This is a genomic window from Anaerolineales bacterium (assembly GCA_015075725.1).
Lineage (GTDB): Bacteria > Chloroflexota > Anaerolineae > Anaerolineales > Villigracilaceae > Villigracilis.
In genome coordinates this window covers 928,171-950,785 of record JABTTV010000001.1, presented here as the reverse complement: position 1 = coordinate 950,785, position 22,615 = coordinate 928,171, and the positions used below count along the sequence as shown (strand labels likewise).

Sequence of the window (22,615 nt, the reverse complement as noted above, 5' to 3'; positions counted from 1 at the left end):
TTAGAGCGCGCCTCCCACCATTGCTCGGATCTCGTTCTCGATATCGGCTTCCTGCGGAACGGCGAATTTTTCGAGACCGCGGTTGTAGGGGATGGGGATGTCCTTGCCGCCGAGCCGCCGCACCGGCGCGTCAATGTAATCGAAGGCGGGACTGCCGACGACCGACGCGATGACTTCGCCTGCCCAGCCGCCCGTCTGGCAGGCTTCATGAACTACGAGCAGCCGTCCCGTTTTGACAACCGAGTTGATGATGGTTTCGGTATCGAGTGGAAGCAGTGTGCGCGGGTCAATGACTTCGACCTCGATGCCGTCCTGCGCAAGACGTTTGGCGACGTTGAGAGTCTTCATCACCATAATGTTGTTGGCAACGACGGTGAGGTCGCGTCCCGCGCGTTTGACCTCCGCCACGCCAATGGGAATTATGTAATCGTCTTCTGGCACATCGCCTTTCGTTTTGTACAGCGCTTTATGTTCGACAAAGCAGACAGGATTCGGGTCGCGGATGGAAGCGAGCATCAAACCTTTGGCGTCGTATGGCGTGGAGGGATTCACGACTTTTAGCCCCGGGAAATGCATGAGAATGCTTTCTAGCGATTGCGAATGCTGCGACGCCGCGCCAGTGCCAGAACCGCCAGGCATGCGGACAACGATGGGGACGCTGGTGCGCCCGCCGAACATGAAGCGCATCTTGGCGGCTTGATTTGCGATCTGGTCGAGCGCGAGCAGGACAAAATCCATGAACATGATCTCGGCGACGGGGCGCATTCCCAGCAGGGAGGCGCCGACCGCGGTGGCGACAATCGTCGCTTCGGAGATGGGCGTCTCACGCACGCGTTCTGGACCGAACTCGTCCAACATGCCGTGTGTCAACCCGAAGGCGCCGCCATATACACCGATGTCTTCGCCGATCAAGAAGACGGACTCGTCGCGTTTCATCTCTTGCCAGAGCGCCTGACGGATTGCTTCGAGATAGGTCATTTCAGGCATAGACGTATTCCATCAGTGTCGAGATGTCGGGATCGGGAGAGGCTTCGGCATATTCCACCGCTTTGAGTATGACCTGTTCCGCCTGCGCATTCACCTCCCGCGCCTGTTCTTCGCCAAGGATCTCGGATCGAAGCAGACATTTGGTGAAACGCATAATGGGATCGCGATTCTGTTTCCAATCTTCGATCTCTTCCTTGGGGCGGTACAAGTTGCGATCGCTCTTGGAATGACCGAAGTAACGATAAGTCATCGCCTCCACAAAATAGGGACCGCTTCCCGCGCGGACGTATTCAGCGGCATTCTTCATGGTTTCGTATACCGCAATCACATCGTTGCCGTCCACGGTTGACCAGGGAATTCCGTACGCTTCGGCGCGCTGGGCGATCGGCAATTTTGCCACGACGCGCTCCACGTCCATCGACATGCCGTATTTGTTGTTCTCGCAAACGTAAAGAACGGGTAGTTTCCATAAACTCACCATGTTCAAGGCTTCGTGGAAGACGCCCTCATTGGATGCGCCATCGCCAAAGATGCAGATGCAAATCTCCTTGCGCCTCTGCATCTGGAGGGCAAGTCCCACGCCCACCGCTTGCGGGATTCCGCCTCCGACGATTCCATTTGCGCCCAGGTTGTTGGATTGAAAGTCCGCGATATGCATTGAACCGCCGCGTCCGTGGTTGTAGCCCGTGTCCTTGCCCAGGAACTCTGCCATCATCATGTTGACATCTGCACCCTTGGCGATGAAGTGACCGTGTCCGCGATGATGGTTGATCAGGTAATCGTTAGGTTGCAAGGCCAGACGCGTGCCTGCCGCCACCGCTTCCTGCCCAGCCGAGAGATGCATCGTGCCGTGGACTTTTCCCTCCGCGTAGAGTCGATCTGCTGTATATTCGAAATGGCGGACGGTACACATTGTCCGATACAAACCGATCAACGTCTCATCGGATAACCCCAGCCTTCTTACGCGTTCGTTAAAATCATCCTGTATAATATTTTCCTTCACCTTTGGTTTCGCCATGAAAGCCTCGATTATTTATCATCCGCCATGTCGAGCACTTTTCTGGCGGTTGGAGTATCCGTCACCAGCACGTTGACATACCCGCCACGCAACGCGCCGAGAATTGCCTCCACTTTACCTTCGCCGCCCGCCACACCCAAACGGATCGGAATGGACAGCAAATCCCTGCGGCGGATGGTCATCAAGCGGCGCGTAAATTCCTCGCAGGCAGGCTGACCGTGGATGTCGAAATGCAATCCACAAACATCGCCGATGCCGCCTTCGCGCCGCAAATCCTTCAACTCCTGAAGTGAAACATAACCCGCCAGATAAAAGCTGGAATATTCGGGCAATGTTGTACCGACCCCCACTAGCGCCACGTCTGTTTTTCTACCCGCCTTGACCGTCTCTTGGATGCTCTTTGTTTCCAACAGGGAAGCCACCATTTGTTCGTCCTTACAAACGTATGGCGCGTTCAGATAATATGCGTCCCCGCCCACTTTTTCCGAAAGGCGCGATACCAGATCGTGGCCGTCATATTCCATGTTGCGAACGCCCATTGCGCCGACCAATTGCACAACGCGCATCGGAATCGATTCGGAGGTTTCGAAGGCGTCCACGGTTGCGCTGATGGACGTGCCCCATGCCAGACCGAGGGTTATATCCGGTGCGACGAAGCGTTTCAACAGTTGCGCCCCTGCGTTTCCCAGCGCGCGTACGAGACGCTCGCCCTCTGCTGGAGCCGTCACTGCAAAGGCGTCCTTCAATTCGAAGCGTTCGATTAACGCTCGTTCCAGGTCAGGGTCCGATTTTGCGGCGCGCCGAATGCGGATCTCCACGATGCCGCTCTGCCGTGCCTCCGTCAACATCCGCGAGATCATCGAACGCGTCACACCCACGGCTTTGGCGATCTCGGACTGGTTCTTATCCTCCAGGTAATACATCTCTGCGACATCCGCCAGCAGACTGGCGCGGTCCTGGGTGGCTCGTTTATCCTTCATACATTCCTTCCAATAAAAATTTATACTGCTACGCGAGGCAAAACGCGGACCAACACATTCATGAACTCATCCATCTCGGCTTCCGTGGTGAACATGCCCAGCGAGATGCGCAATGTCGCTTCGATCTGTTCGCGCGGCAGCCCCATTGCGGTCAGCACGTGCGAAGGCTCGATGGATTTCGAGTTGCAGGCGGATCCCAGTGAGACGGCGACGCCTTCATTGCTCAGGCGTATTTGCAGCATTTCCGCGTCTGTGCCAGGGAAACTAACGGAGATGACGTGCGGCGAGGTCGTATCTTCCAATCCATTCACGGTCACATCCAGACCGGTAGCCTGTAACCCATCCACCAGGTATTTTCTCAGCCCTGTCAGCCGCGCATGCTCCCCGGCGCGATGTTCTCGGATGAGTTTCATCGCTGCACCCAAGCCCACGATGCCGGGCACATTTTCGGTTCCGGCACGGCGCGCACGTTCGTGAGATCCGCCAAAGAGCATCGGGAATAATTCAATTCCCGAACGGACGTACAATGCGCCAACGCCTTTTGGTCCATAGATTTTGTGCGCCGAGAGCGAGAGCAAATCCGCGTTCAACTCGTCCACATCCACATCGAACAAACCGACTGCCTGGACGGCATCGGTGTGAAAGAGGATGTTGTGTTCGCGGGCAATCTTCCCGATCTCTGAGACCGGCTGGATGGAGCCAACCTCGTTGTTTATGGACATGATTGAGATCAGTTTGGTCTGGGGACGGATCGCCTTCCGCATATCTTCAGAGTTCACCAAGCCGTGTTTATCCACCGGCAGATACGTCACGGCATATCCCTCCTGCTCGAGGCGATGCGCGGCGTGCAGGACGGCATGATGCTCAATGGCTGAGGTGATGAGATGAGCTTCTTTGGATGGGAACAGTTTGAGGATTCCGAAAAGAGCGAGGTTATCCGCCTCGGTCGCTCCGCTGGTGAAGATGATCTCGTCCGGGCGACATCCGATCCCGCCGGCAACGTCCGCCCGGGCTTGATCCACAAGTCTCTGGGCATCCTTCCCCGCCCAGTGCAGGCTGGAGGGGTTGCCAAAGTTGGCATCCAAAGCCTCCAGCATCCGGTTCCGCACGTACGGGTGGACCGGGGTTGTTGCACAGTAATCCAGGTAAATTCGATGACTCATACAATCTCCGATAAAGTCACTGAGGCACATACTGAATGGTTACATGATGTAATCAGCCCGTATCTGTTTCAGTATTTTTTCGAGGGTGGCTGGGTGCATGGGATCGCCGATCAACGGCTTGATGTTGATGACCGGACAGCCCGCCTCCGCTTCGGTGAAGGCTGGCAGCAGTTGCAGGATCAGATTCGAGTGCGGAGGGAAGCCGTATTCGCCCGCCGCAAGGTGCGTGACGACCTGACAATCGAGTCCGTGCTTCTCGAAGAATTCGGTGAGTTGTTCTGCCACAATCATCACCCGGTTGGAGCAATGTCCGCCGACCACACAAACTTTATATTTCATGTCTGCTTCTCGATCTTTCCTTGGAGAGTGGATGGCTTCCGCCCAGTTTAGTAAAGCGGAAGCCACCTCTCTATTTAATTGTAGGTTTAGCTGAACAATCCGAACAGCCTCTGGATGAAGAAGCCGAGGATGTCGCCGCCCATATCCCAGCTAGCCAATTTCAAGCCTTGTGAAATCTGCTCGCCGTACTGCCCCATCATCTCGAAGGCGGCAGTGTGTGAATCCACGGTCAGCGTGGAGAAGTACATGAACGGGATCGAGTAGAGCAGGATTACGATCACGGTCTTGATGACGTTACCCTTGGTATAAGGCACCACTGCGCCCGCCCAGAACGGAATGACCGCCAGCGAAGCGATGGGCAGCATTTGCACGCCAGGCAAAACCGCCGCCAGCAAAACACACAACGGGAACAGGATGACGGAGGACGCCATTACCGCCGGGTGACCGAGCAGGACGGCGCAGTCCACCGCGACGAAGATCTCGCGATCCTTGAAGCGTTCGCGCATGTACTGGACGATGGACATGGTGATCGGCACGATGCCTTCAGCGATGATCGAGACCATGCGGGGCAGGACGACCATCATGGTTGCCACTTGCATCCCCAAGCCGAGCCACTGCTGGACGTTATAACCCGCAGCGATACCAATGATAAAGCCCAGAATGAGACCCAGGATTGCGGGTTCACCGATCAGCCCGAAGCGTTTCTTGATGCCTTCGGGGGAGGCGTCCCAATCTTTGAGACCGGGAATGCGGTCCAGCACCCAGACCACGGGCATGGCGAAGAGGCTGGCTTGCACCGTCGTACCGCAAGGCACGCCGATGCCCGGCATGTCGTTGAACTCTTGATATTTCTTGGCGGTCAAGTCGCTCATGAGACTGCCCAACACCAGGTAGAGCACACCTGCCGCGATACCCAACACCACATTCCCGCCGGTGAGCGCCCAGACGAAGCCTGCCAACGCGGAGCCGTGCCAGTAGGACCACACATCCGTCCACAAGGTCTTGGTGAGTTTCAACACCACCATAAGCACATTGATCACCAGGATCGAAACCACCAGTCCTGCGACACCTGGCCAGCCCCAGGCAATGCCTGCGTCGGCCCAGTTGACGTCCACATAGGATTTCTCAATGCCCATGTTGGTCGCCAGTGCCTGAACGGCCGGCTGCAGGGCAGAGATGATCAGGTTGACAACCAGGAACAAGCCTGCCAGACCGACACCCGTGGTGACACCACCGCGCACGGCTTTGGCAAAGCCAACGCGGAAGATGAGACCCAGAATGATCAGGACGATCGGCACGATCACGGTGGAGCCCAGTCCCAGGAACCAGGCAACAGCGTTTTGTAGAATTTCCATTTTGTATTCTCCTATTGAGATCTTATTTGTGGCCGGAAAACCTCCGGCTACTTGCTTTTGACTACGTCGACAATCTTTTCCAGTAGTACGTTCTTTTCTTCCTGCGAGCCGATCAGGAAGGGCATGCCTTGGATGACCGGAACATCGAAGGTACGGAAGATCTTCATCATCGAAACGATTAAGACCAGGTCGCTGCGCGTCAGATAGCCTTCGATGTCAGCCATCAGAATTCGCTTGACCTCCACGTCTGCAAACCCCTCCTTTGCCATGCGCTCACGAATCGTATCCTCCGCAATCGTGGAGGTGTTGATGCCAGCGCCGCAGGCTACGACGATCAATTTACCCATATCTTCCTTCTGCCTCCTTTCATACAAAATTCGCGACCATCGGAATGAATCAGTTGAAACATCTCCAGCGACCTGCCTCCTTCTCGAAAACAAACCATTTCCTGATTCCTCAACCCAGGCGGAGTTCACGCCTGAGCCAGGATTCGACCCCCTGCAGATTGGCTTGTTCCCGTAATTCAACTAATTTTTCAGGCTGACCGAACAACTCGGCCAGGTTTCTCAACGTTTGGATCTGCTCCTCCGGATCACGGTTCGCCAGCATGAAGACAACGCTCACCTCCAGACCTTCATCCGGATCCGCCATATTTTGGAATACCACCGGCTGACGCATCATCGCCACCCCTAAAGCGGATCGGTGGACTCCCTCGGAATCCGCGTGGGGAAAGGCGATACAGAAGGGCTTTGTCGGCAGCCCGGTGGGATGATGTAGTTCCCGTTCCCAGGTCTGCGCGCCGTACTCTGCGGTGACAAGTCCCTGCGCATGCATCCTCACCGCCAACAGGTCAATGACTTCACGGGCGTTCTGCGCCTGTACATCGAATGCGATCAAGGCTTCGTTGAATTCCAGCGTCATGGTTTCTTTTGTCCGTAACGGTTGTGGTAATAATCAAAGGAAGCAGTCGCCTGTTCTTTGGATAAAATGACAGGCTTGCCTATCGCACATGCAATGAAATAGGTGCGCGCTGCTTCTTCCAGCGTCACCGCGCGTTCAAGGGCGTATTCGAGCGTCCTGCCGACTGTGATCGGTCCGTGGTTGCCGAGCAGGACGGCGTATCTGTTCCCCATCACTTTGATGGGCAGGGTGGAAAACTCAGGATCTTCCACGCTCAGGTAGCGTGTCACCGGCACGGACTGCCCGAACCAGTCTGCCATTGTCTCGGTGATGACAGGGATGGATTGGTGAATAACTGAAAACGCGGTCGCATGTGGAGAGTGCGTATGGATGACCGCGTAAATTTCGTCTGGCCGGGCGCGCATGAAACCGGCCCACAGGTTGAGCGCTACGGACGGGCGAAATTTACCCTCGACAAGATTCATATCCATATCGGTGACGATCATGTCGTCCGGAGTAAGGCGTTCGTAGTCCAATCCGCTGGGAGTGACGACGATGTATCCCGTTTGCGGGTCGCGCGCGCAGACCGTCCCTCCCGCCATCCACACGAGGTTGTACTTCGGCAGGAGCAGGGCAGTCCGCAGAACCTGAGCGCGCAATTCTTCGAGGATCATTTCAATGGATACTTTCCGAGTTCGTGCCCGGCTTCGAAAAAGGCGAGCATATTCTCGAGCGGGATGTCGTTGCTGAAATTGTGGGCAGGCGCCAGAATGTAACCGCCGCCCTCGCCCATCTGCTCGATGCGCAGGCGCACCTCCCGGCGCACGTCTTCAACTTTCCCGTTGTTGAGAACCGTCTTCACATCCACGCCGCCCTGGAAGGTGAGGTCTTTGCCAAAGTCGCGTTTCAACTCGACCGGGTCCATGCCGCGCAGATGCCCCTCGATGGGATTGAGAATCTCGAAGCCTGTCTCGATCAGGTCAGGGATGAACTTTCGGATCGCGCCGTCGTTATGCAGCAGCACCTTCGCGTTGGGCGCTTTCTTCTTGATCATGTCGATGGATTTTTTATATCGCGGCTTGAAGTATTTGGTATACACCGCCGGGTTGAACATGGGACCGGCGTTCGTGCCGTAATCATCCGCCATTTCAACGACCTGCACATACGGTCCGACCACGCTGAGAAAGGCATCATAGAAACCGTCCAGCACCTCCGCAAGTTTGCCGAGCAGATAATCGAAAATGTGCGTATCCATCACGGTGAGAAGCAGGGCATTTTCCATGCCGACCAGCGCGCGGGTCATTTCCCACAAGTTGCCGTAGACCGGGCGGTGCGCGACAATGGCGAAATTGGTGTTGTAATATAGGTGTTCCACTTCCTCCTTTACCCCCTCCAAGCGAACTGGGTCGTACGGATCGGGCCATGGATAATTCTCGATCTTTTCGATGGACAAATCCTTGCCCAATGGCGCGCCATGCAGATCGTAGTAACCGGAGACCAACCGGTGGGTGATACCCCACTCGTCCACAAACTCCTGGAATTCCCCGATCATCGAATTGGCGACATAATTTTTCGGCGGGCGGATGTGGATGAAGCGGAAGTCGGTCCCGAGTTTGTCGAGGATGGGGTTGTAATCCGGCGTGGTGTAGAAGCCCACCAGCGTGCGCCGCGGCACATCCTGCACCCCGAAGTGATTCCGAAGCAGAACGTATCTCTGCTCCGTCAGGTGATTGGCTGACCCTCCCAGGGTGATCGGAACCCGGTCCGGTTCCTTGTGGTTCAAGGCGGCCGCGATGCGCTCACGCGGCGTCAATGATCCAGACATGAAAATCTCCTATATTCACACTTGTGAATACATAATCACATATGTGAATTATAGGGTATTTGGATGGCGCCTGTCAACAGGTTTCACAAAGTCATGACAAATGTCATACACGTTCACAAATCGGGATTGATGACCATTTTGACCACCTCACCCGCCATCATACGCTTCAGCGCCTGCTCCACCTGATCCAGCGAGACCTCCCCGCTCAACATCGGAGCGACATTGACCGCCCCGGAGACAATCAGTTCGAACGCTTCGCGCGCTTCTGCCGCCGTCCCGCCATGCATGTTGAGCAGGTCAATCTCACCGTAGTGGACGCGGCACGCGTCCACCGCGACCTTTGTTCCGCCTGGCAAGCCGCCAAACCACAGCACCCGTCCGCCCCGCCGCACTGCCTCCACTGAAGTTTCCCATGTGGACTTGGTTCCGGCGCACTCGATGACCAGATCCGCGCCGAAACCGTGCGTCAGCTCGCGGACTACTGTCAACGCATCCTGTTCCTTCGCATTCACCAAATACGTTGCACCAAGTTCTTTCGCCACCGACAGCCGCGCCGGACTGTGACCGATGGCGATCACCTGCCCTGCCCCGGAGCGCAACAACAACTGGATGAACATCAAACTGATCGGTCCGCCTGCGCCGATGATTGCCACTGTTTCCCCCGGCTGTACCGCCACCTTATGCCAGCCATGCACCACCGTGACTAGCGGCTCCAGCAACGCTGCATGAGCATAGGGGACGTGAGCGGGGATCTCGAACGTTGATTTGCGCACTATAGAAGCCGGGATGATCATGCACTCAGCGAACGCACCGAAGTTGTATACCAGGTTCTCGCACAAGTTTCCCTGTCCGCGCTGGCAGTAATAACATTCCCCACACTCGGCAAAGACGTTTGCCGTGACGCGCATTCCTTCGTGGAATTGCGTCACCCCTTTCCCAACCTTCACCACATCCCCTCCGAACTCGTGACCAAATACGAACGGCGGCGGGAATTTGGGATGCCCGCGCCGGTAGGTTTTTACGTCTGTACCGCAAGTGGTCGCCGCTCGAACTTTGACCAGAAGCTCTCCCTCTTTCGGCTCGGGAATGGGGAGACTCTGCAACTCGATTTGCTCTGGTCCGAGATAGACCACCGCACGCATTTCTTTTCTCATGTTTCCTCCGCCTTGAATGTCTGGTGTCGCATATTGCGTATCAAGGCATGATCCGGATCCAGACTGCCCCGCTCACAGTTCGAATCTGCAACGCTCCGTCGCCTGCCCCAAATTTTCCGTCGCACCAGCGCGTGGATGAATTGATGCCAGCTAACATGCAAGCCATGTCGCCGCTGGTGGATTGCGCGGCGAGCGTCAGGCTGGACTCCGCATCGAGATACGCCTCCACAGGTCCATGATCCGTCTCAAGATGGACCTTGTCGCCTGCATGAATCAAGCCGTAGAAGATAATCGTTCCCATGATTGTCGAAACACCAATATCCCCTTTTATGCCATCGAGAGTCAACACGCCGTAATTTCCAACGATGCTGATTGTTCCCGCATTGTTCTTCACGGTCACATCCCCGCGGTTGGAACGCGCCGTCACCATCCCTTGAACATCTTCAATCAAAATGGCACCCGAAACCGAGGCTGCTTCCACCTCGCCCGTGTAATCGCGCACTATTATGGAGGCAGAGTCGGTCTCGATTGTCAACGAGACATTATTTGGAATGCCAATCTCCAAATGAACCGGTGGATCGGAAGATCGCTTTCCTGTGTAATTGAAAACATACTGGATTTGATCGTTCACCGTCGTCACGTTATATTCGGTTTGATCGGGGGAGAGTGTTTGACCAGCAACGGTCACATGCCCCTCTTCGCCGCCGTGAACGGTCACCGAGCCCATGTTGAGGTGTATGAATACAGATTGACCTTCAGCAATTTGCGCAACGCGAATTGGCAGTTGAGTGGGTGGGTTCCCAGACGCGCAGGCGAAGAGAAACAGGCACAGGGGGACGGAAACGATTTTTTTCACGACTGGATAATGATGAGACTAAGTTTACCTCATCATCTTCGGTCTGTATTGCAGCGCATCCGCCAGGTGCGGCGATTCAATATCCTCTGCCTGTCAAATCCGCAATCGTTCGCGATAAATCCAGGATGCGATGATAAGTAGTTTGTCGAAAATAATTTTACAAAGATTTGCTCTTGGCGGCGTCCCCGCCGCCGAGGATGGCGGCTTGAGCCGAAAATTGTTTTCTAAAAACTTACGACCGATTACTTAGTCGCGCATCGACAATTTGAGTTGACCCATCTACAGCACAATGCAGTCACCCGCATCAGGCATTGATGTTCGCGGGCATAAGATCTGGTCACTGGTGGATGACTTCGAATGGGGATATGGCTTTTCCAAACGCTTCGGTCTGACCCGTACCGACTAAGCCACCCAGAAATGTATCGCCAAGAATTCAGGGGAGTTGTATGCAGATGTCACTCGGAAAAGGGGGGGTTCTGAATGAGCCAAGCGAATAAAAAAGTTCTTCGTGATAAACTTTCTACATGACCACCTCGACTGCATAAGCGTTTTCTAATATCGCCTTGGTCAAGTTTACATTGGCAAAACTCGATTGAACTAACCGCCAGGTTCATTGTGGTGGAAAATTGGCATTTGGAATAGTCAACTCAATTCTAGCTAAGTTTTCAAAGCCGCCAGGCATGCCGGAATCCCAGCCGCTCACAACTGCGTTCCGCCGGTATCCATAGTGCGGCTTATCCTGCACAGCTTAGAGCATCATTTCCAACTGTAGGGCATCCTGTATTGGCAAACGTTGCCAGAGCCTCAAGTCCATGCTGATCGCTTGACCTCACAAGTAAAATACTGTATTATGTGAACTGGAAATTAGTATTAAACCAATTTCCAGGCGAAACATGCAAAAAAGCCAGTATTTAGAGACCCTTTTACGACCCCCCAAGACCGTCTTCACCTTGGAAGACATAGCCTTATTGTGGCAAGAGCCAAGTACGCAAGCTGTCCGGGTCCGGCTCAGCTATTATGTTCGGCGCGGAAAACTACATCGCATCCGAAAGGGACTCTACGCCAAGGATAAGAATTACAGTAAATTGGAACTTGCTACACGGATATTTACCCCTTCCTACGTAAGTTTTGAGACCATCCTTGCCCGGGAAGGTCTGATCTTCCAATTCCATACCCGGATCAGCGTTGCTTCCTATTTGACACGCGATATCGAGGTGGATGGACAGGTCTACTCATTCAGGAAGATCAAGATGCCCATCCTCACCCATCCCATGGGCGTCGAAAATAATAATGAGAACTCCTTTGCAACCAGGGAACGCGCCTTGTTGGATACCTTCTATCTCCGAGGCGGGTATCAAATTGACAATCCTAACGGTTTGGATTGGAATAAGATATTCGACATGCTTCCAATCTACCATAACCAAAGAATGGCAAGTCGGGTACGCAGGTTTTATAAGCAAGTAAACCGTTCAAAGTAGGGATAACCATGAAACTCGATATCTCTACCCACAAGACCATCCTCTTTCAAATCCTCAAGGACATCTATTCGGACACAATGATCGCGCCTTTCCTGGGTTTCAAGGGCGGCACTGCTGCCTTGATGTTCTACGGTTTGGATCGCTTCTCTGTCGATCTCGACTTCGACTTGTTGGACGAGCGCAAAGAAGAGGTTGTATTCGAACGTGTCACGAATATCATCGAGAAGTACGGAACGATCCGGGAAGCAAACAGGAGGCGCTTCGGTCTCTTCTACGTACTGTCTTACGAGGATACGGCCCGCCACATCAAGGTGGAAATCAACCGGCGGCAATTCGGTTCCCGCTACGAGATCAAGACCTATTTGGGTGTATCCATGCTTGTGATGGTTCCCGAGGACGTTTTCGCGCATAAATTGGTCGCCATGCACGAACGGATTGGCAAGACCAGCCGTGACATTTACGACGTTTGGTTTTTTCTTCAACAGCGGTTTTCGATCAATCGCAAGATCGTTGAAGAACGCTCCGGGATGTCCTTCGACACGTTCCTGCAAACTTGCATAGTGCAATTGGAAAAGATGAGCAATCGCCACATCCTGGACGGGGTTGGGGAGTTTTTGACGTCTAGCCAGAAGGATTGGGCAAAAGCCAAATTACGTGAGGAGACAATTTCTTTGTTGAAATTGAGGTTGGGGAGTTAGCTGCTGGGCGGTTCCTGGGGAAGCAATTTGCTTTCAGAAATTGGTGCAAATCTTGTTGAAATGAAAGTTTGCGGTGGTATCATCACCTTATGACCACAGCCACTGCACAAGCGTTTTCTAATATTGCGTTCATCAAGTTTACATTGGCAAAACTCGATTGAATTGACAACAATAATAATATATCACTAGTAACAAATTTAAAATTTACCAATTCATACTTCTGTCCTACAAAGCTACATTACCAGCCGGTTGCTTTCTTACAGCGCGGGCAATTGACCGCTTTGTAAGGAATCTGTCTACTACAGTTAGGACATCTTACCATGCCATATATTGCATGCCCATTAGGACAGTAGATACTAGCTGGCTGTTGCACAACTTCACCACAAACCCGACACCGGATCAACGAGTAAGTTGCCTTATTTGTGTTTGGATTAGTGGAATTACTTGGTACTTGCTTGATATTCTTGATTGGACTGGATCTTTTGGTATTACTGTAAACCGTAGAGCTAGCAACTCTGCCTCGTAGAGTCTGTTTTGGAAGTATGGTCAAAGGTGTTGGCACAATAGCCCCAATATGCCAGCCTAACTGTTCCCCTTCGCGAATAACAGTCTCTAGGCTTGGGAGTGTTCTGATGTCTCGGATGTGGCAGAAATCAACTGCCTTTCTGGTTAAGTACCTCACCTTTGGCGATAATGACAATGCCATTGTAAAAGCTGCGGATGTGCGTGGGCTTAATAGATCTGCTTCTGAGAAGACTAATTCCCTGTCCTGCTGACCTTTTTTCCATTGTCCCGGTTTCTCTGAATAGATTAACAAAGAGAGATATATTATCAACTCCGAAAAGTAATCAAGAGTTGGATTGAGAAATTTATTATCGCCGCGATTGGGAGATTGATAAGCAGGTAGCCCTTTGATTTGATCTGGGAAGTTCTCGAGTCCTGGAACAAAAAGTGAGTCATAATCGATTAACTTCAAGAAAATACCATTGTTATTTGACACGACAAGGATATTCCCATCTTGAAGGTCTCCATGCGCGATCTTGTTCGCATGAAGTTCTTTTACCATTGTCAAAAACTCGTCGGCAAGAAAAGTTAGGGCTTGTGGATTAGAAATATTCTCGTCTATGTATTTGTCTAATGTGCGGCCCTCAACCCATTCCATATAAGTGATGGGATAACGTTCATTATTTACGATAATGCCGCTTGGGATGTATTCATATTCAACGAAATACCTAAGGTGCCTTGTGCCAAGGTATGCGGCGGTTGTTTGATATTTTCTATATGCATCAGTAACCTCTGCTGTCCAACACCTCAAAGCTGCCTTGGCTGGTTTTTTGGGCTGCCTGAAATCAATTAGGTAAACTCGCGAGTAGCCTCCTGCCGGCGCGAACAACCCAATTCCGGTTTTCTTTTTTCGCGGCGTTCCACCTTTGAATCGTAACGACTGGACGGTTCTATCGAGATAAGTCACAGCGAAATCATAATCTGCCGCATTTGGATATTTCTTTGGCATTATGAATCCTTCATTAGGAGTGTTTTGGAATGCACATCGCTATTCTATACATGACGGTTTGAACCCATCTGTCTCGCACTCTATAAAAAGAATTATTCGCAATCCCTTTGACCATGCTTCATGTAAAGAAGACGATTGATCATGTCGACAACTCCGGATTGCCTGAGTAGGCTGTCGTTGAATCCAATAAGATACATCTCGTGAGTTGATAATATTAATAACATCGTTTTCGCCTGGTGCTCGTAATAGAGTTACTATACATCAACATAGAACTTGCAATTGACTATAACCCTTTTCAAATCCAAATCACATCTTGGATCGCCATGTCTGAAGGTCTAAATATAGAAGAATATTGATGTATTCGACGAACAGACTACTGTTTCAACGCAAGGTTGCGAGTAATAGTCGCTAATTTGCGTCCGATTTTTCATCGTGAAAATACCTACCTTGCGTAGTAATACTAAGACAACACCAGCAAGTCTCTTCCAATTATTGAATGCTTTACTCCACGAGGGGTGCCGATGTTGTGTCTATCCCTGACAAACGAATCACTATACAGGATGTGTCATCATCTTCAAGACTGATATCGCTTCGTCTTGCAGATTCGATTAATACACGGAATTCTGAGAAAAACTTAAGATCGATAATTCTCGTCATCATTTGAGAAAATTGATCTTCATTCTCCTCATGTATCTTTAGTAACCATTTGGCAAATGCATCAGATGCAAGTATGAAAGAGTCGTCACGTCTCGCACCACCTTCAGTGAATACCGGTTCGTTAGCTTGTCTTCCAACACTGGTAAAGCATGATGGAAAATTGTCAAAGTCAGCCGATCCTGTAGGCAAAAAAGACCTCATTAAAAGGTTGTCACGGATTTGGAAGATACAACTATCTCCCATGCATAAAGCTTTCCACCTTACAGAATCCCCCTCTTCATAAAATCGTATTGCTACAAATGTCGAGCCTGCTGGCTTTTGCTCGCGGAGCCTGTTTCGGAGAAAGTATTTCTCGGGTCTAGCGTGATCCACAATTTCCCTGACCTCGTCCGACCACTGACCTTGCAATGGTAAAAACCATTCTTTCCATTCTCTCTGGACCAACAAGTGATCAAGTTGTTCATCGCTCAGGTTTATGAATGAATGTACTAGAGTCCGTGCCCATACAGCTGGAAAAAAAGATTGCCCCACTCCATCTGCAAGGCAGAATAAATTCTTCGAGGGTTTTCTGCCGACAAAATCTTGACACTCAGATAGCTGTTCAAGCTCCTTAGGAATGCGAAACATTACGGAAGTAAGGCCGCTCATTTGCGTGTCATCCCTTTACGACTAAAAAGTTCAGACTCTATTTTATCTAAACAGTTCGTATTCAGTAGCCATGTTCGCATCTTTGATTTAAATTCTAGTGATTTTATATGACCTTGTTATGAACAAATAAATTCTAAATCGGACTAAGCTAGTCCCTCTGCGCGCAAATCACCCATTGTGGAACCAAATGAGAGAAGCTTGACCAGTGTTTCTGCGCCGGCCTTATATACAAATCCCCTAGCCGCGCCTTCAGGGTTGAAACCAGCCATTTTCGCATTTGTAAGCGTTGTTTCTGGCAATTCGCTAGAAATGCTAAAGAGGAATTTGGAAAATTCATCCTGAAGCCCAGTTTCAGAAATCGGCAACAAGATCTCTCCTCCTGCGGCCTGTTGAATGTGTGCATTCAGAAGAAGTAAATTACCATCATTGCTACGAAGTTTCATTAATTCTTTGGCAGCACTAAGCGCCTTAGACATATCATTTGGCTGACCATCCGTAATGTTGATTAAGACGGGCGGAAAGCTATCTGTGTGATCCTTCACCCATTTGTCTGCTTCAGCATGAGCTAGTTCAAACGCTTCTGCCATTGGTGTACCATTAGCAAATGCTGGCTCGATCCAGATTGGCATTTCCCACGGCATGTCAACCAATCCCCCTGCTCCATCTGGAACTTTTCTCATAATCTGTTCAACACGCGCGGGGCTTTTGGCGATATCTCCTATTACCCCACTCACAAGGAGACTGACGCTGGCTCCGTAGCCAATCACGCTTATACTACATCTATTCTTCACTTCTTCGCCGGCCTCGTTGGCTCGAATAATCTCATAGATTACTCGATTTACTGCTTTGGCAGCGAATGTGGCCTTTGTTTCGCCCTCGTAGGGATCGCCCATCGACCCGGATTGATCCACAAGTATAAGGATGAGACCAGGTCTCTTACTACTCATTTTTGCGACATGCGACTTTTCCATTTCGATCCTCCTTGAAACATATGATCAGACACGCGAACAATCCGAAGGTAATAGACGACAACCCCTGGGTTGTATCCATACCATTGTTCAACCGTGATCATAGCACAGTATTTAGTCGCTTTCAAGTGCAGACAGCAATCATCACAGGTTAGCAAGTGTGGAGTAGTGTTTAATCCAAAAATCTGTGCCGTTTTGTCCTATCTTCTGCACTATAGTAAAATACTGTAGTATCGCCTTTTTATGGTTTTGCGAAATTTTGAAAAAACGACTGCCATATATGGTGTTTTGACTTTTCAATAAACCACCAAATATGGTGCGTAAACAATATTGGCGAAAGTCCGGTAAAATAAAGTTGTCTGGGATTTGCTATTATGCCCTACTATATATTGCGAAGTGCGACCGGAAATTGCCCATATCTGGTTGTTTTCAAGGAAGATTCACCGTAAATCCTAAAGTGCCCAAAATAACTGAAATGCAACAGTTACAAATTATGGAAGATGGTGGCAAAGAGTGCATATCCTTCATATGCATATGGTGAAAAGAGTAGCCCAAGGGATCCCGTATGTTAGAAAGCATTTATAAGCCATTTCGAATAAGGTCCAAAGATTACTTCATAAGGTACCCTTTGGGTTCAGAGGGATACTTGGCAGGGGCGTTTTTAGCATCAACAAATGAGCCTGCCGAGGAAAAGGTGGTGATAAAGATTCTCCACCCGCACATTTTCGCGGCTTTACTAGGTAAACATTCTGCAGAGCAAGGCTCCCCCGACAAACTAGTGAGTGATTTTGTACGCGAAGCGATAATTCTGAATGAGTTAGAAAAGAACGGTATTGGCGAAGGGGTCATGCTACGGGGGGTCTCTATAGGTCTTAAAAACTTAGAACTTATCGATGAAATGCGGGAGGATATAGAAGTATTGTGTCTTAATTATCCAGCTGCTGCTTATACGGAATTTCCACTTTTTCTTATTGACTTTTTTAGTGGGAGTGATAAGGATCATAAACTATTGGTCGAATCTCTTGAAGCTTCCAAGTCGCTCTTAGAGAATCCGAATATTGGTCTGCCATTTTTAGCATTAGAGTATGTGGGGGATGGATATGATGATCTCGACAATTTGTTGGATAAGGGCAAGCTAACATTACAAAGCAAACTCTTGATTGCTCAACATTTCGCGCATCTTCTATCTAAGATTCACTCCATTGGAATTGCCTATCAGGACTTCAAGGAGAACCATATTTTTTGGTATGACGAGAAAATGAAAATCAAGGTAATTGATTGGAATGAAGCATCACAGAAAGCAACAAATGAGCAGAAGCAAAAGGATCTTCGTGAATTTGGAAAGTTGCTTTATGAATTATTCGTAGGCCGAAAGTACATAGGGAAGGGCATTAGCGCCGATGTTCGTATCGACGAAGATGTCCCAGGGACAACATTTATGATTATGAGTGGCGGTGAACACGTTACACTTGACTTTGGAGAAAGTGGTTGGCGATTGCCTTTTGTATTACGACTCCTAATAGAGGAATTGATATCAGCTTCAGAAAAAGGACGATATCGAAATACAGAAGTCCTTTTGGATGATTTGAAGAATCCGGGACTAATCGAATGGCTATCTACCAACCCTATTGAACCGGACTTCCTTAAGCAAGCGGGTCGCAAGGCAGATGCAAAACGATCGCTCGCCCAGAAAGCCTTTATTGCTGCAGACTATGAATCTGCACGAAATCTCCTCCTTGAATCATTATTCTATTCTCCAAGTCTGGTGGCCCTCGCTCTGTTTCTTGAATTGATTTTCCTTCAGAGAGGAGAAATAGCGCCGTTAACAATCTGTAAAAATGTCCGAGAATTGTTAGAAAATGATGAATATAAATTAGCGCTTAGCCAACTTGACAACAATGATTATCCCGAGTTTCGTGCTCTTTACCAAATTGTCAACGACTTGGAAACCTTGCTAAAATCTGCGGATGACCATCTTAATGCGGGCAACTTCTTGGAGGCTAAGGATTCCTATTTACATGCCCTTACCATCGATTATCAATGCAAGAAGGCTAGAAATGGATGGTATAGTTCAAATGAAATTGCAGGTTTATTTCAATCTGCAGATGAGGCGCTTAGGAAAAATCAGTTTGAGCAGGCCACAATAATTCTCGATGAACTTAAGGGGAGGTTGCCAAGTAACTCAGCAACAGACAGCTTTGAAAGGAAAATCAAGTATGGCCGGCACTACCAACGTGCTCTGATAAATGAAAAGAACGAGCGATTTGACATTGCCATCGAGGAATTACAGCAAGCACTTCACTTTCAGTCAACCTTAGAAGCTCAGGAACTGTTCCAAAAAATCTCACGTGCAGGATCTCTTCAGGCATCATTGCAAAAACAGTTAGATGATGACAATTATGAAGAAGCGCGGAATGAAGTTGATCAACTGCTTAAACTTTATCCAGAGAGTCAATCTTTTCAGGCGGTAGCTCAGCGAGTTTTGGTGGGTAGAAACGAGTACAATACAGCAAAAGAGTCTCTCGAAGATGCGGCAAAGTTAGTGCGCGGATGGAAATTAGAAGATGCGCGGCACAGACTCAATCAAGCAAGGCAAAGGATAGCATCGTCAAATTTTACGAGCCCCTCAATTTTGCTTTTTCGAGAACAAATAGATTTACAAATCACTCAGATTGACAGGGTTTCTCGGCTCCAACAAGCCCTGAATGGTGCTCTGGCTAATGGTGAATTTGCCATGGCACTCGATGTAATTGACGAAATCAGCACGATAGGGCTTGAAATCGAGGTGGCTAATATCCGCCAGAAGATCTCGGAACTCAAATCAAGAGTAGATCAGGTTCACGTTGCTCGGGAAAATGGAAGATATGATGAAGCTCTTAGAGAGTTAGAGAACATAGAGGAATCGACGCCTGCTACCAATTTTCTCCAGAGGTTGAAAGATTTAATTTTGTCAGAGAAAGACGTACGTGAGGAAGCAGGTAGTCGGCTCGAAGAGGGAAGGAGTTTAGCACAAAGCGGCGAATGGGAAAGAGCCCTTATCTCTTATCAGTCAGCCGTCGAAGTTATATCCAAGATTGACTTGGTGGAAAAGCAGGAACTGAAAAGGCTAAACACTAACATAGATATCAATATAAGATGGGCAAATGATGCACTTGAGGCCTATCGCGCCGCGGAACACGCATTTGAGTCGGGGGATCTGGCGGATGCCTTAGCCAAATTGAACAGTATTCCTGAGAAATTGACTACCTCTCCCCGTGTAGAAAAACTCCGTCTGGTTTTTAGGAATGCCAAAGACGAGATAAATTCACTTAAAGGCACGGTTCTTGATCTAAAAGCTGCTTTTACAGCAGGTGATCTCGACGCTGCAAGCAAATCCATTGCAAAACTACCTGGGAATCTTGCCTGGAAATACTCCAAGCAATTTTATGAGGAACAGGGCGTGGCGAAGTTGCGCGCGGTTATATCCGATGTTAAGATACATCTGGAAGCCGCCCAAAGTGCCTTCGAACGTGGGAATTTGGAATTGTCTAATTTTGAATTGGATCAGGCAGCAGATTTTTGGCCAGAATGTCGTGATATTAAGGCGATGCGGTCCCGTTTCCACGAGCAAGACGCACTCGCAAAAGAGGCTGTGCGAATACGGAATGAGATTCAACAACAGGTAGCCAATTCAGAATATGAACATGCCCTGGAACTCTTATTGCGTTTATTAGAAAGAAACCCAAGCGATAATCAGCTACAAGTAGAGATTTCAGATATTCGCGAAGAAGCCAAACTCTACCAATACGGAGTTAAAGAATTTAGAAAAATACGAAAACAGAGTCAAATCGATGATGAAATGATATTAAAGTTAGATCAACTCAAGCGGCGTCTTTCCCCGTTGGAATCAAAGGCTGATCAGAACAGAGTCAGAGTCAAGGAGCTATTCAAGGCAATTGATGATTTGCTGTACCAACACGGTCTCAAACTCACAGAAGCCCTGAGCCTCGATCTCTTGAAGGCAAACCGCGGTAAGAAATACAAACATGCGCTTGAAATTATTAATAGGCTTTCGCAGATAACTGGAATAACTCAGGTTAAACCGTCTTCTGAAATTATTGCCGTAGCCTCTAATCTTACCGATCGAGCTAAAGCGATATCGGTAGCGAGAGAGCACTTGATAAGTTTTGAGTTGCTTGAGTCAAAAAATGCACTTTCCAGTCTCGATGTTGATGACGACAGTGAAACTCAAAGTCTTAGTATACAACTTGAACGATTATTGGCTTTTGAACATGCGATTCTCTCGAAGGATTTCGATTTAGCTCTTGCGACCTATCAAAGCTTGAGGAAAGAATACTCATCAGATCCAATAATCAAATCACTCGATGAGATTGCTCAAGCATGCATCGCTCTGTTACAACCAGGAGGGGCAAAACTTGCCGAGCAAGCTTATAAAGTAAGGAGCGATTTTAGCCAACTTATAGCCACCAGACCCACCCGTATTGCCAACTACATGAATGCCTTGCTGGAGGCAATCGAACAGCAGGTACGCGTGGAGGAACATATCGAAAACCTCATACAAAGCGAGCAATATGATGAGGCTCAGAAGTTGTTGCTTGATCCGACTATTCCCAACAAAAGGATATTCCTCTTACAAACTAAAATCAATAATGCACTGTCTACGAAAATAAGCTCTCTTAAGGTAGCAGCCCGTGCAGCTCAGGAAAGGAAAGATTATGGCACCGCTTATGGCCTATATTCAGATGTACTCCGTTACGCTAATGAAACAGAGCGTGAGGTTATTGAGGGACAACTAAGAGAATTGGATAGTCTTAGAACAAGAGAGATACTAGAGAAAACGCAAATTGCAGAAGACAAGTTAAAGACGGCCCAGGATGTGTATAGGAAGCTCCAGTTGTGGTGGAAATTGGATCTAGTGGAGGGTTTTAATAAAAATAAAGAAATTCCGGTACTCGATGTCGCGAGAAATATGTTATACACAATCAACCAATTGTTGCGTGAAGCCCTTAATCTGAATCCGAATAATAGTGCCATCAGCAAACTTCAAGGCGAGGTTGCTCAATTTGAATCAAAACTTAATACGATGAGCGACATATTTGTGGTGATAGATTCGATAAGTTATATTAAGGCATGGTCTATAGCAGCACCACTTGGGGAACGCCCACTGATAATAAACCTCATTGTATCTCGAAGAATTAAAGAGAAAATCTTTGGGATCAAAAAGTCTGTCCGCGAATTGATAGAGAGAGGGAAAAGTCTCATCGGTATAAGTCATATTGCCGCTAATCAATCTATTCACAATTCTCATGACTTGTCTGAGGGGGTGGACAGGGATTTAGTTAAACAAACTTCCGAATCTGCTGGAATACCCCGGCCTAAAATTAATCTCATTGGAATAACTGCTATTGTGGTTATCTTAGTGTTGATTGGTTTAGCAGTTCGAACTCCTGCTCTGAAATTTCTCCAATCCCCAATGGCGGTTCCGACCGAAGAACCCACGGGAACGCCAACTTACACTTTCACTCCCAAGATTCCGACAAACTCGCCAACCACAATACCTAGTGAGACACCAACTCCTTTTCAACCTCTTGTAATTGGGTTACCCCGCGTTATCGGGATTAGAATTTACAACGACCAAACACTTAGCGTGGTGGCCTTTACTTTGGGAAAAGATGAACGAATAGTATTGTGCGGGTATGACCAAGTCCTGGACCGCTACTCCCTCGTGAGAGAATCGATAGCCACTTGTAATGAAACGGTTTACTGGGCGAATGCCGTGGATATAAAGATTGGAGAGGTTTTATCACCACAAATTGGTATTGCCAAAACGCAACTAGCAATATGGGATCCAAAGAACCCTGGAAACTCATTGGAGGGGCAGTTTCTATTCGACAAAATCCCTGTATTAATATGCAAAGTAAGCAATACTGGGACAACTCTGTTGTTCAGTTATAATAACTGTTCAGATCCTACTGGGTGGGTCGCAGAAACTTATATGAGGACGCTGGTTGAAGTGCCGGGCTCACAAGTACCCGATACTCCCACCATCATTCCCCCGCCGTAAGACTTATCCCAA

At 49.2% G+C, this 22,615-nt stretch carries 19 protein-coding genes; 4 read left to right on the top strand and 15 right to left on the bottom strand.

The genetic code is table 11. The features are described from left to right. The 12 genes from HS100_04595 to HS100_04540 form a co-directional block, all read right to left on the bottom strand. Complete coding sequence (locus HS100_04595; protein MBE7433171.1) at positions 1–987, bottom strand: alpha-ketoacid dehydrogenase subunit beta; 987 nt, start codon at positions 985–987, stop codon at positions 1–3. Continuing rightward, complete coding sequence (locus HS100_04590; protein MBE7433170.1) at positions 980–2,005, bottom strand: thiamine pyrophosphate-dependent dehydrogenase E1 component subunit alpha; 1,026 nt, start codon at positions 2,003–2,005, stop codon at positions 980–982. The genes HS100_04595 and HS100_04590 overlap by 8 nt, the downstream gene beginning before the upstream one ends. 11 nt (positions 2,006–2,016) lie before the next feature. Next, the gene (locus HS100_04585) at positions 2,017–2,985 is read right to left on the bottom strand and encodes a sugar-binding transcriptional regulator (GenBank protein MBE7433169.1); all 969 of its coding nucleotides are present in this window, start codon (positions 2,983–2,985) and stop codon (positions 2,017–2,019) included. Positions 2,986–3,005: 20 nt separating this feature from the next. Continuing rightward, a complete protein-coding gene (locus HS100_04580) occupies positions 3,006–4,148 on the bottom strand; it encodes a cysteine desulfurase (protein ID MBE7433168.1) in 1,143 nt (380 codons plus the stop codon). A gap of 39 nt (positions 4,149–4,187) precedes the next feature. Next, positions 4,188–4,487 (bottom strand): hypothetical protein, encoded by a 300-nt coding sequence (locus HS100_04575; protein MBE7433167.1) that lies wholly within the window; start codon positions 4,485–4,487, stop codon positions 4,188–4,190. Between the two features lie 86 nt (positions 4,488–4,573). Beyond that, positions 4,574–5,842 (bottom strand): PTS galactitol transporter subunit IIC, encoded by a 1,269-nt coding sequence (locus tag HS100_04570; protein MBE7433166.1) that lies wholly within the window; start codon positions 5,840–5,842, stop codon positions 4,574–4,576. Between the two features lie 47 nt (positions 5,843–5,889). After that, positions 5,890–6,189, bottom strand: a complete 300-nt coding sequence (locus HS100_04565) for a PTS galactitol transporter subunit IIB (protein MBE7433165.1) — start codon at positions 6,187–6,189, stop codon at positions 5,890–5,892. 109 nt (positions 6,190–6,298) lie between these two features. After that, positions 6,299–6,763: a PTS sugar transporter subunit IIA gene (locus tag HS100_04560; GenBank protein ID MBE7433164.1), complete on the bottom strand. Its 465-nt coding sequence runs from the start codon at positions 6,761–6,763 to the stop codon at positions 6,299–6,301. After that, positions 6,760–7,416, bottom strand: coding sequence for a class II aldolase/adducin family protein (locus HS100_04555; GenBank protein MBE7433163.1), 657 nt, complete (start codon positions 7,414–7,416; stop codon positions 6,760–6,762). The genes HS100_04560 and HS100_04555 overlap by 4 nt, the downstream gene beginning before the upstream one ends. After that, a complete protein-coding gene (locus HS100_04550; protein MBE7433162.1) occupies positions 7,413–8,567 on the bottom strand; it encodes a hypothetical protein in 1,155 nt (384 codons plus the stop codon). Before HS100_04550 ends, HS100_04555 begins: the two co-directional genes overlap by 4 nt. A gap of 113 nt (positions 8,568–8,680) precedes the next feature. Beyond that, complete coding sequence (locus HS100_04545; protein ID MBE7433161.1) at positions 8,681–9,721, bottom strand: zinc-binding dehydrogenase; 1,041 nt, start codon at positions 9,719–9,721, stop codon at positions 8,681–8,683. A gap of 40 nt (positions 9,722–9,761) precedes the next feature. Further along, the gene (locus tag HS100_04540) at positions 9,762–10,577 is read right to left on the bottom strand and encodes a DUF4097 family beta strand repeat protein (protein ID MBE7433160.1); all 816 of its coding nucleotides are present in this window, start codon (positions 10,575–10,577) and stop codon (positions 9,762–9,764) included. A gap of 289 nt (positions 10,578–10,866) precedes the next feature. On the opposite strand from HS100_04540, the gene HS100_04535 reads away from it, so the two are divergent. From HS100_04535 to HS100_04525, 3 genes are all read left to right on the top strand, one after another. Next, positions 10,867–10,983: a family 1 glycosylhydrolase gene (locus HS100_04535; protein ID MBE7433159.1), complete on the top strand. Its 117-nt coding sequence runs from the start codon at positions 10,867–10,869 to the stop codon at positions 10,981–10,983. A 487-nt stretch (positions 10,984–11,470) separates the two neighbouring features. Further along, the gene (locus HS100_04530) at positions 11,471–12,055 is read left to right on the top strand and encodes a hypothetical protein (GenBank protein ID MBE7433158.1); all 585 of its coding nucleotides are present in this window, start codon (positions 11,471–11,473) and stop codon (positions 12,053–12,055) included. 8 nt (positions 12,056–12,063) lie between these two features. Continuing rightward, on the top strand, positions 12,064–12,753 hold the full coding sequence (locus HS100_04525; GenBank protein ID MBE7433157.1) for a nucleotidyl transferase AbiEii/AbiGii toxin family protein: 690 nt from the start codon (positions 12,064–12,066) through the stop codon (positions 12,751–12,753). 238 nt (positions 12,754–12,991) lie between these two features. Here the strand turns inward: HS100_04525 and HS100_04520 are convergent, their stop codons facing one another. The 3 genes from HS100_04520 to HS100_04510 form a co-directional block, all read right to left on the bottom strand. Next, positions 12,992–14,266: a protein kinase family protein gene (locus tag HS100_04520; GenBank protein ID MBE7433156.1), complete on the bottom strand. Its 1,275-nt coding sequence runs from the start codon at positions 14,264–14,266 to the stop codon at positions 12,992–12,994. A gap of 501 nt (positions 14,267–14,767) precedes the next feature. Then, positions 14,768–15,571 (bottom strand): hypothetical protein, encoded by an 804-nt coding sequence (locus tag HS100_04515; protein MBE7433155.1) that lies wholly within the window; start codon positions 15,569–15,571, stop codon positions 14,768–14,770. Positions 15,572–15,714: 143 nt separating this feature from the next. Beyond that, on the bottom strand, positions 15,715–16,518 hold the full coding sequence (locus tag HS100_04510) for a VWA domain-containing protein (protein ID MBE7433154.1): 804 nt from the start codon (positions 16,516–16,518) through the stop codon (positions 15,715–15,717). A gap of 586 nt (positions 16,519–17,104) precedes the next feature. On the opposite strand from HS100_04510, the gene HS100_04505 reads away from it, so the two are divergent. Beyond that, positions 17,105–22,603: a hypothetical protein gene (locus tag HS100_04505; GenBank protein MBE7433153.1), complete on the top strand. Its 5,499-nt coding sequence runs from the start codon at positions 17,105–17,107 to the stop codon at positions 22,601–22,603. Positions 22,604–22,615: the final 12 nt, after the last annotated feature.

Excerpts from the sequence above, each read along its gene's own strand:
- HS100_04595 (MBE7433171.1), bottom strand. The coding sequence starts at position 987 with ATGCCTGAAATGACCTATCTCGAAGCAATCCGTCAGGCGCTCTGGCAA.
- HS100_04590 (MBE7433170.1), bottom strand. The coding sequence starts at position 2,005 with ATGGCGAAACCAAAGGTGAAGGAAAATATTATACAGGATGATTTTAAC.
- HS100_04585 (MBE7433169.1), bottom strand. The coding sequence starts at position 2,985 with ATGAAGGATAAACGAGCCACCCAGGACCGCGCCAGTCTGCTGGCGGAT.
- HS100_04580 (MBE7433168.1), bottom strand. The coding sequence starts at position 4,148 with ATGAGTCATCGAATTTACCTGGATTACTGTGCAACAACCCCGGTCCAC.
- HS100_04575 (MBE7433167.1), bottom strand. The coding sequence starts at position 4,487 with ATGAAATATAAAGTTTGTGTGGTCGGCGGACATTGCTCCAACCGGGTG.
- HS100_04570 (MBE7433166.1), bottom strand. The coding sequence starts at position 5,842 with ATGGAAATTCTACAAAACGCTGTTGCCTGGTTCCTGGGACTGGGCTCC.
- HS100_04565 (MBE7433165.1), bottom strand. The coding sequence starts at position 6,189 with ATGGGTAAATTGATCGTCGTAGCCTGCGGCGCTGGCATCAACACCTCC.
- HS100_04560 (MBE7433164.1), bottom strand. The coding sequence starts at position 6,763 with ATGACGCTGGAATTCAACGAAGCCTTGATCGCATTCGATGTACAGGCG.
- HS100_04555 (MBE7433163.1), bottom strand. The coding sequence starts at position 7,416 with ATGATCCTCGAAGAATTGCGCGCTCAGGTTCTGCGGACTGCCCTGCTC.
- HS100_04550 (MBE7433162.1), bottom strand. The coding sequence starts at position 8,567 with ATGTCTGGATCATTGACGCCGCGTGAGCGCATCGCGGCCGCCTTGAAC.
- HS100_04545 (MBE7433161.1), bottom strand. The coding sequence starts at position 9,721 with ATGAGAAAAGAAATGCGTGCGGTGGTCTATCTCGGACCAGAGCAAATC.
- HS100_04535 (MBE7433159.1), top strand. The coding sequence starts at position 10,867 with ATGCAGTCACCCGCATCAGGCATTGATGTTCGCGGGCATAAGATCTGG.
- HS100_04530 (MBE7433158.1), top strand. The coding sequence starts at position 11,471 with ATGCAAAAAAGCCAGTATTTAGAGACCCTTTTACGACCCCCCAAGACC.
- HS100_04525 (MBE7433157.1), top strand. The coding sequence starts at position 12,064 with ATGAAACTCGATATCTCTACCCACAAGACCATCCTCTTTCAAATCCTC.
- HS100_04520 (MBE7433156.1), bottom strand. The coding sequence starts at position 14,266 with ATGCCAAAGAAATATCCAAATGCGGCAGATTATGATTTCGCTGTGACT.
- HS100_04515 (MBE7433155.1), bottom strand. The coding sequence starts at position 15,571 with ATGAGCGGCCTTACTTCCGTAATGTTTCGCATTCCTAAGGAGCTTGAA.
- HS100_04510 (MBE7433154.1), bottom strand. The coding sequence starts at position 16,518 with ATGAGTAGTAAGAGACCTGGTCTCATCCTTATACTTGTGGATCAATCC.
- HS100_04505 (MBE7433153.1), top strand. The coding sequence starts at position 17,105 with ATGTTAGAAAGCATTTATAAGCCATTTCGAATAAGGTCCAAAGATTAC.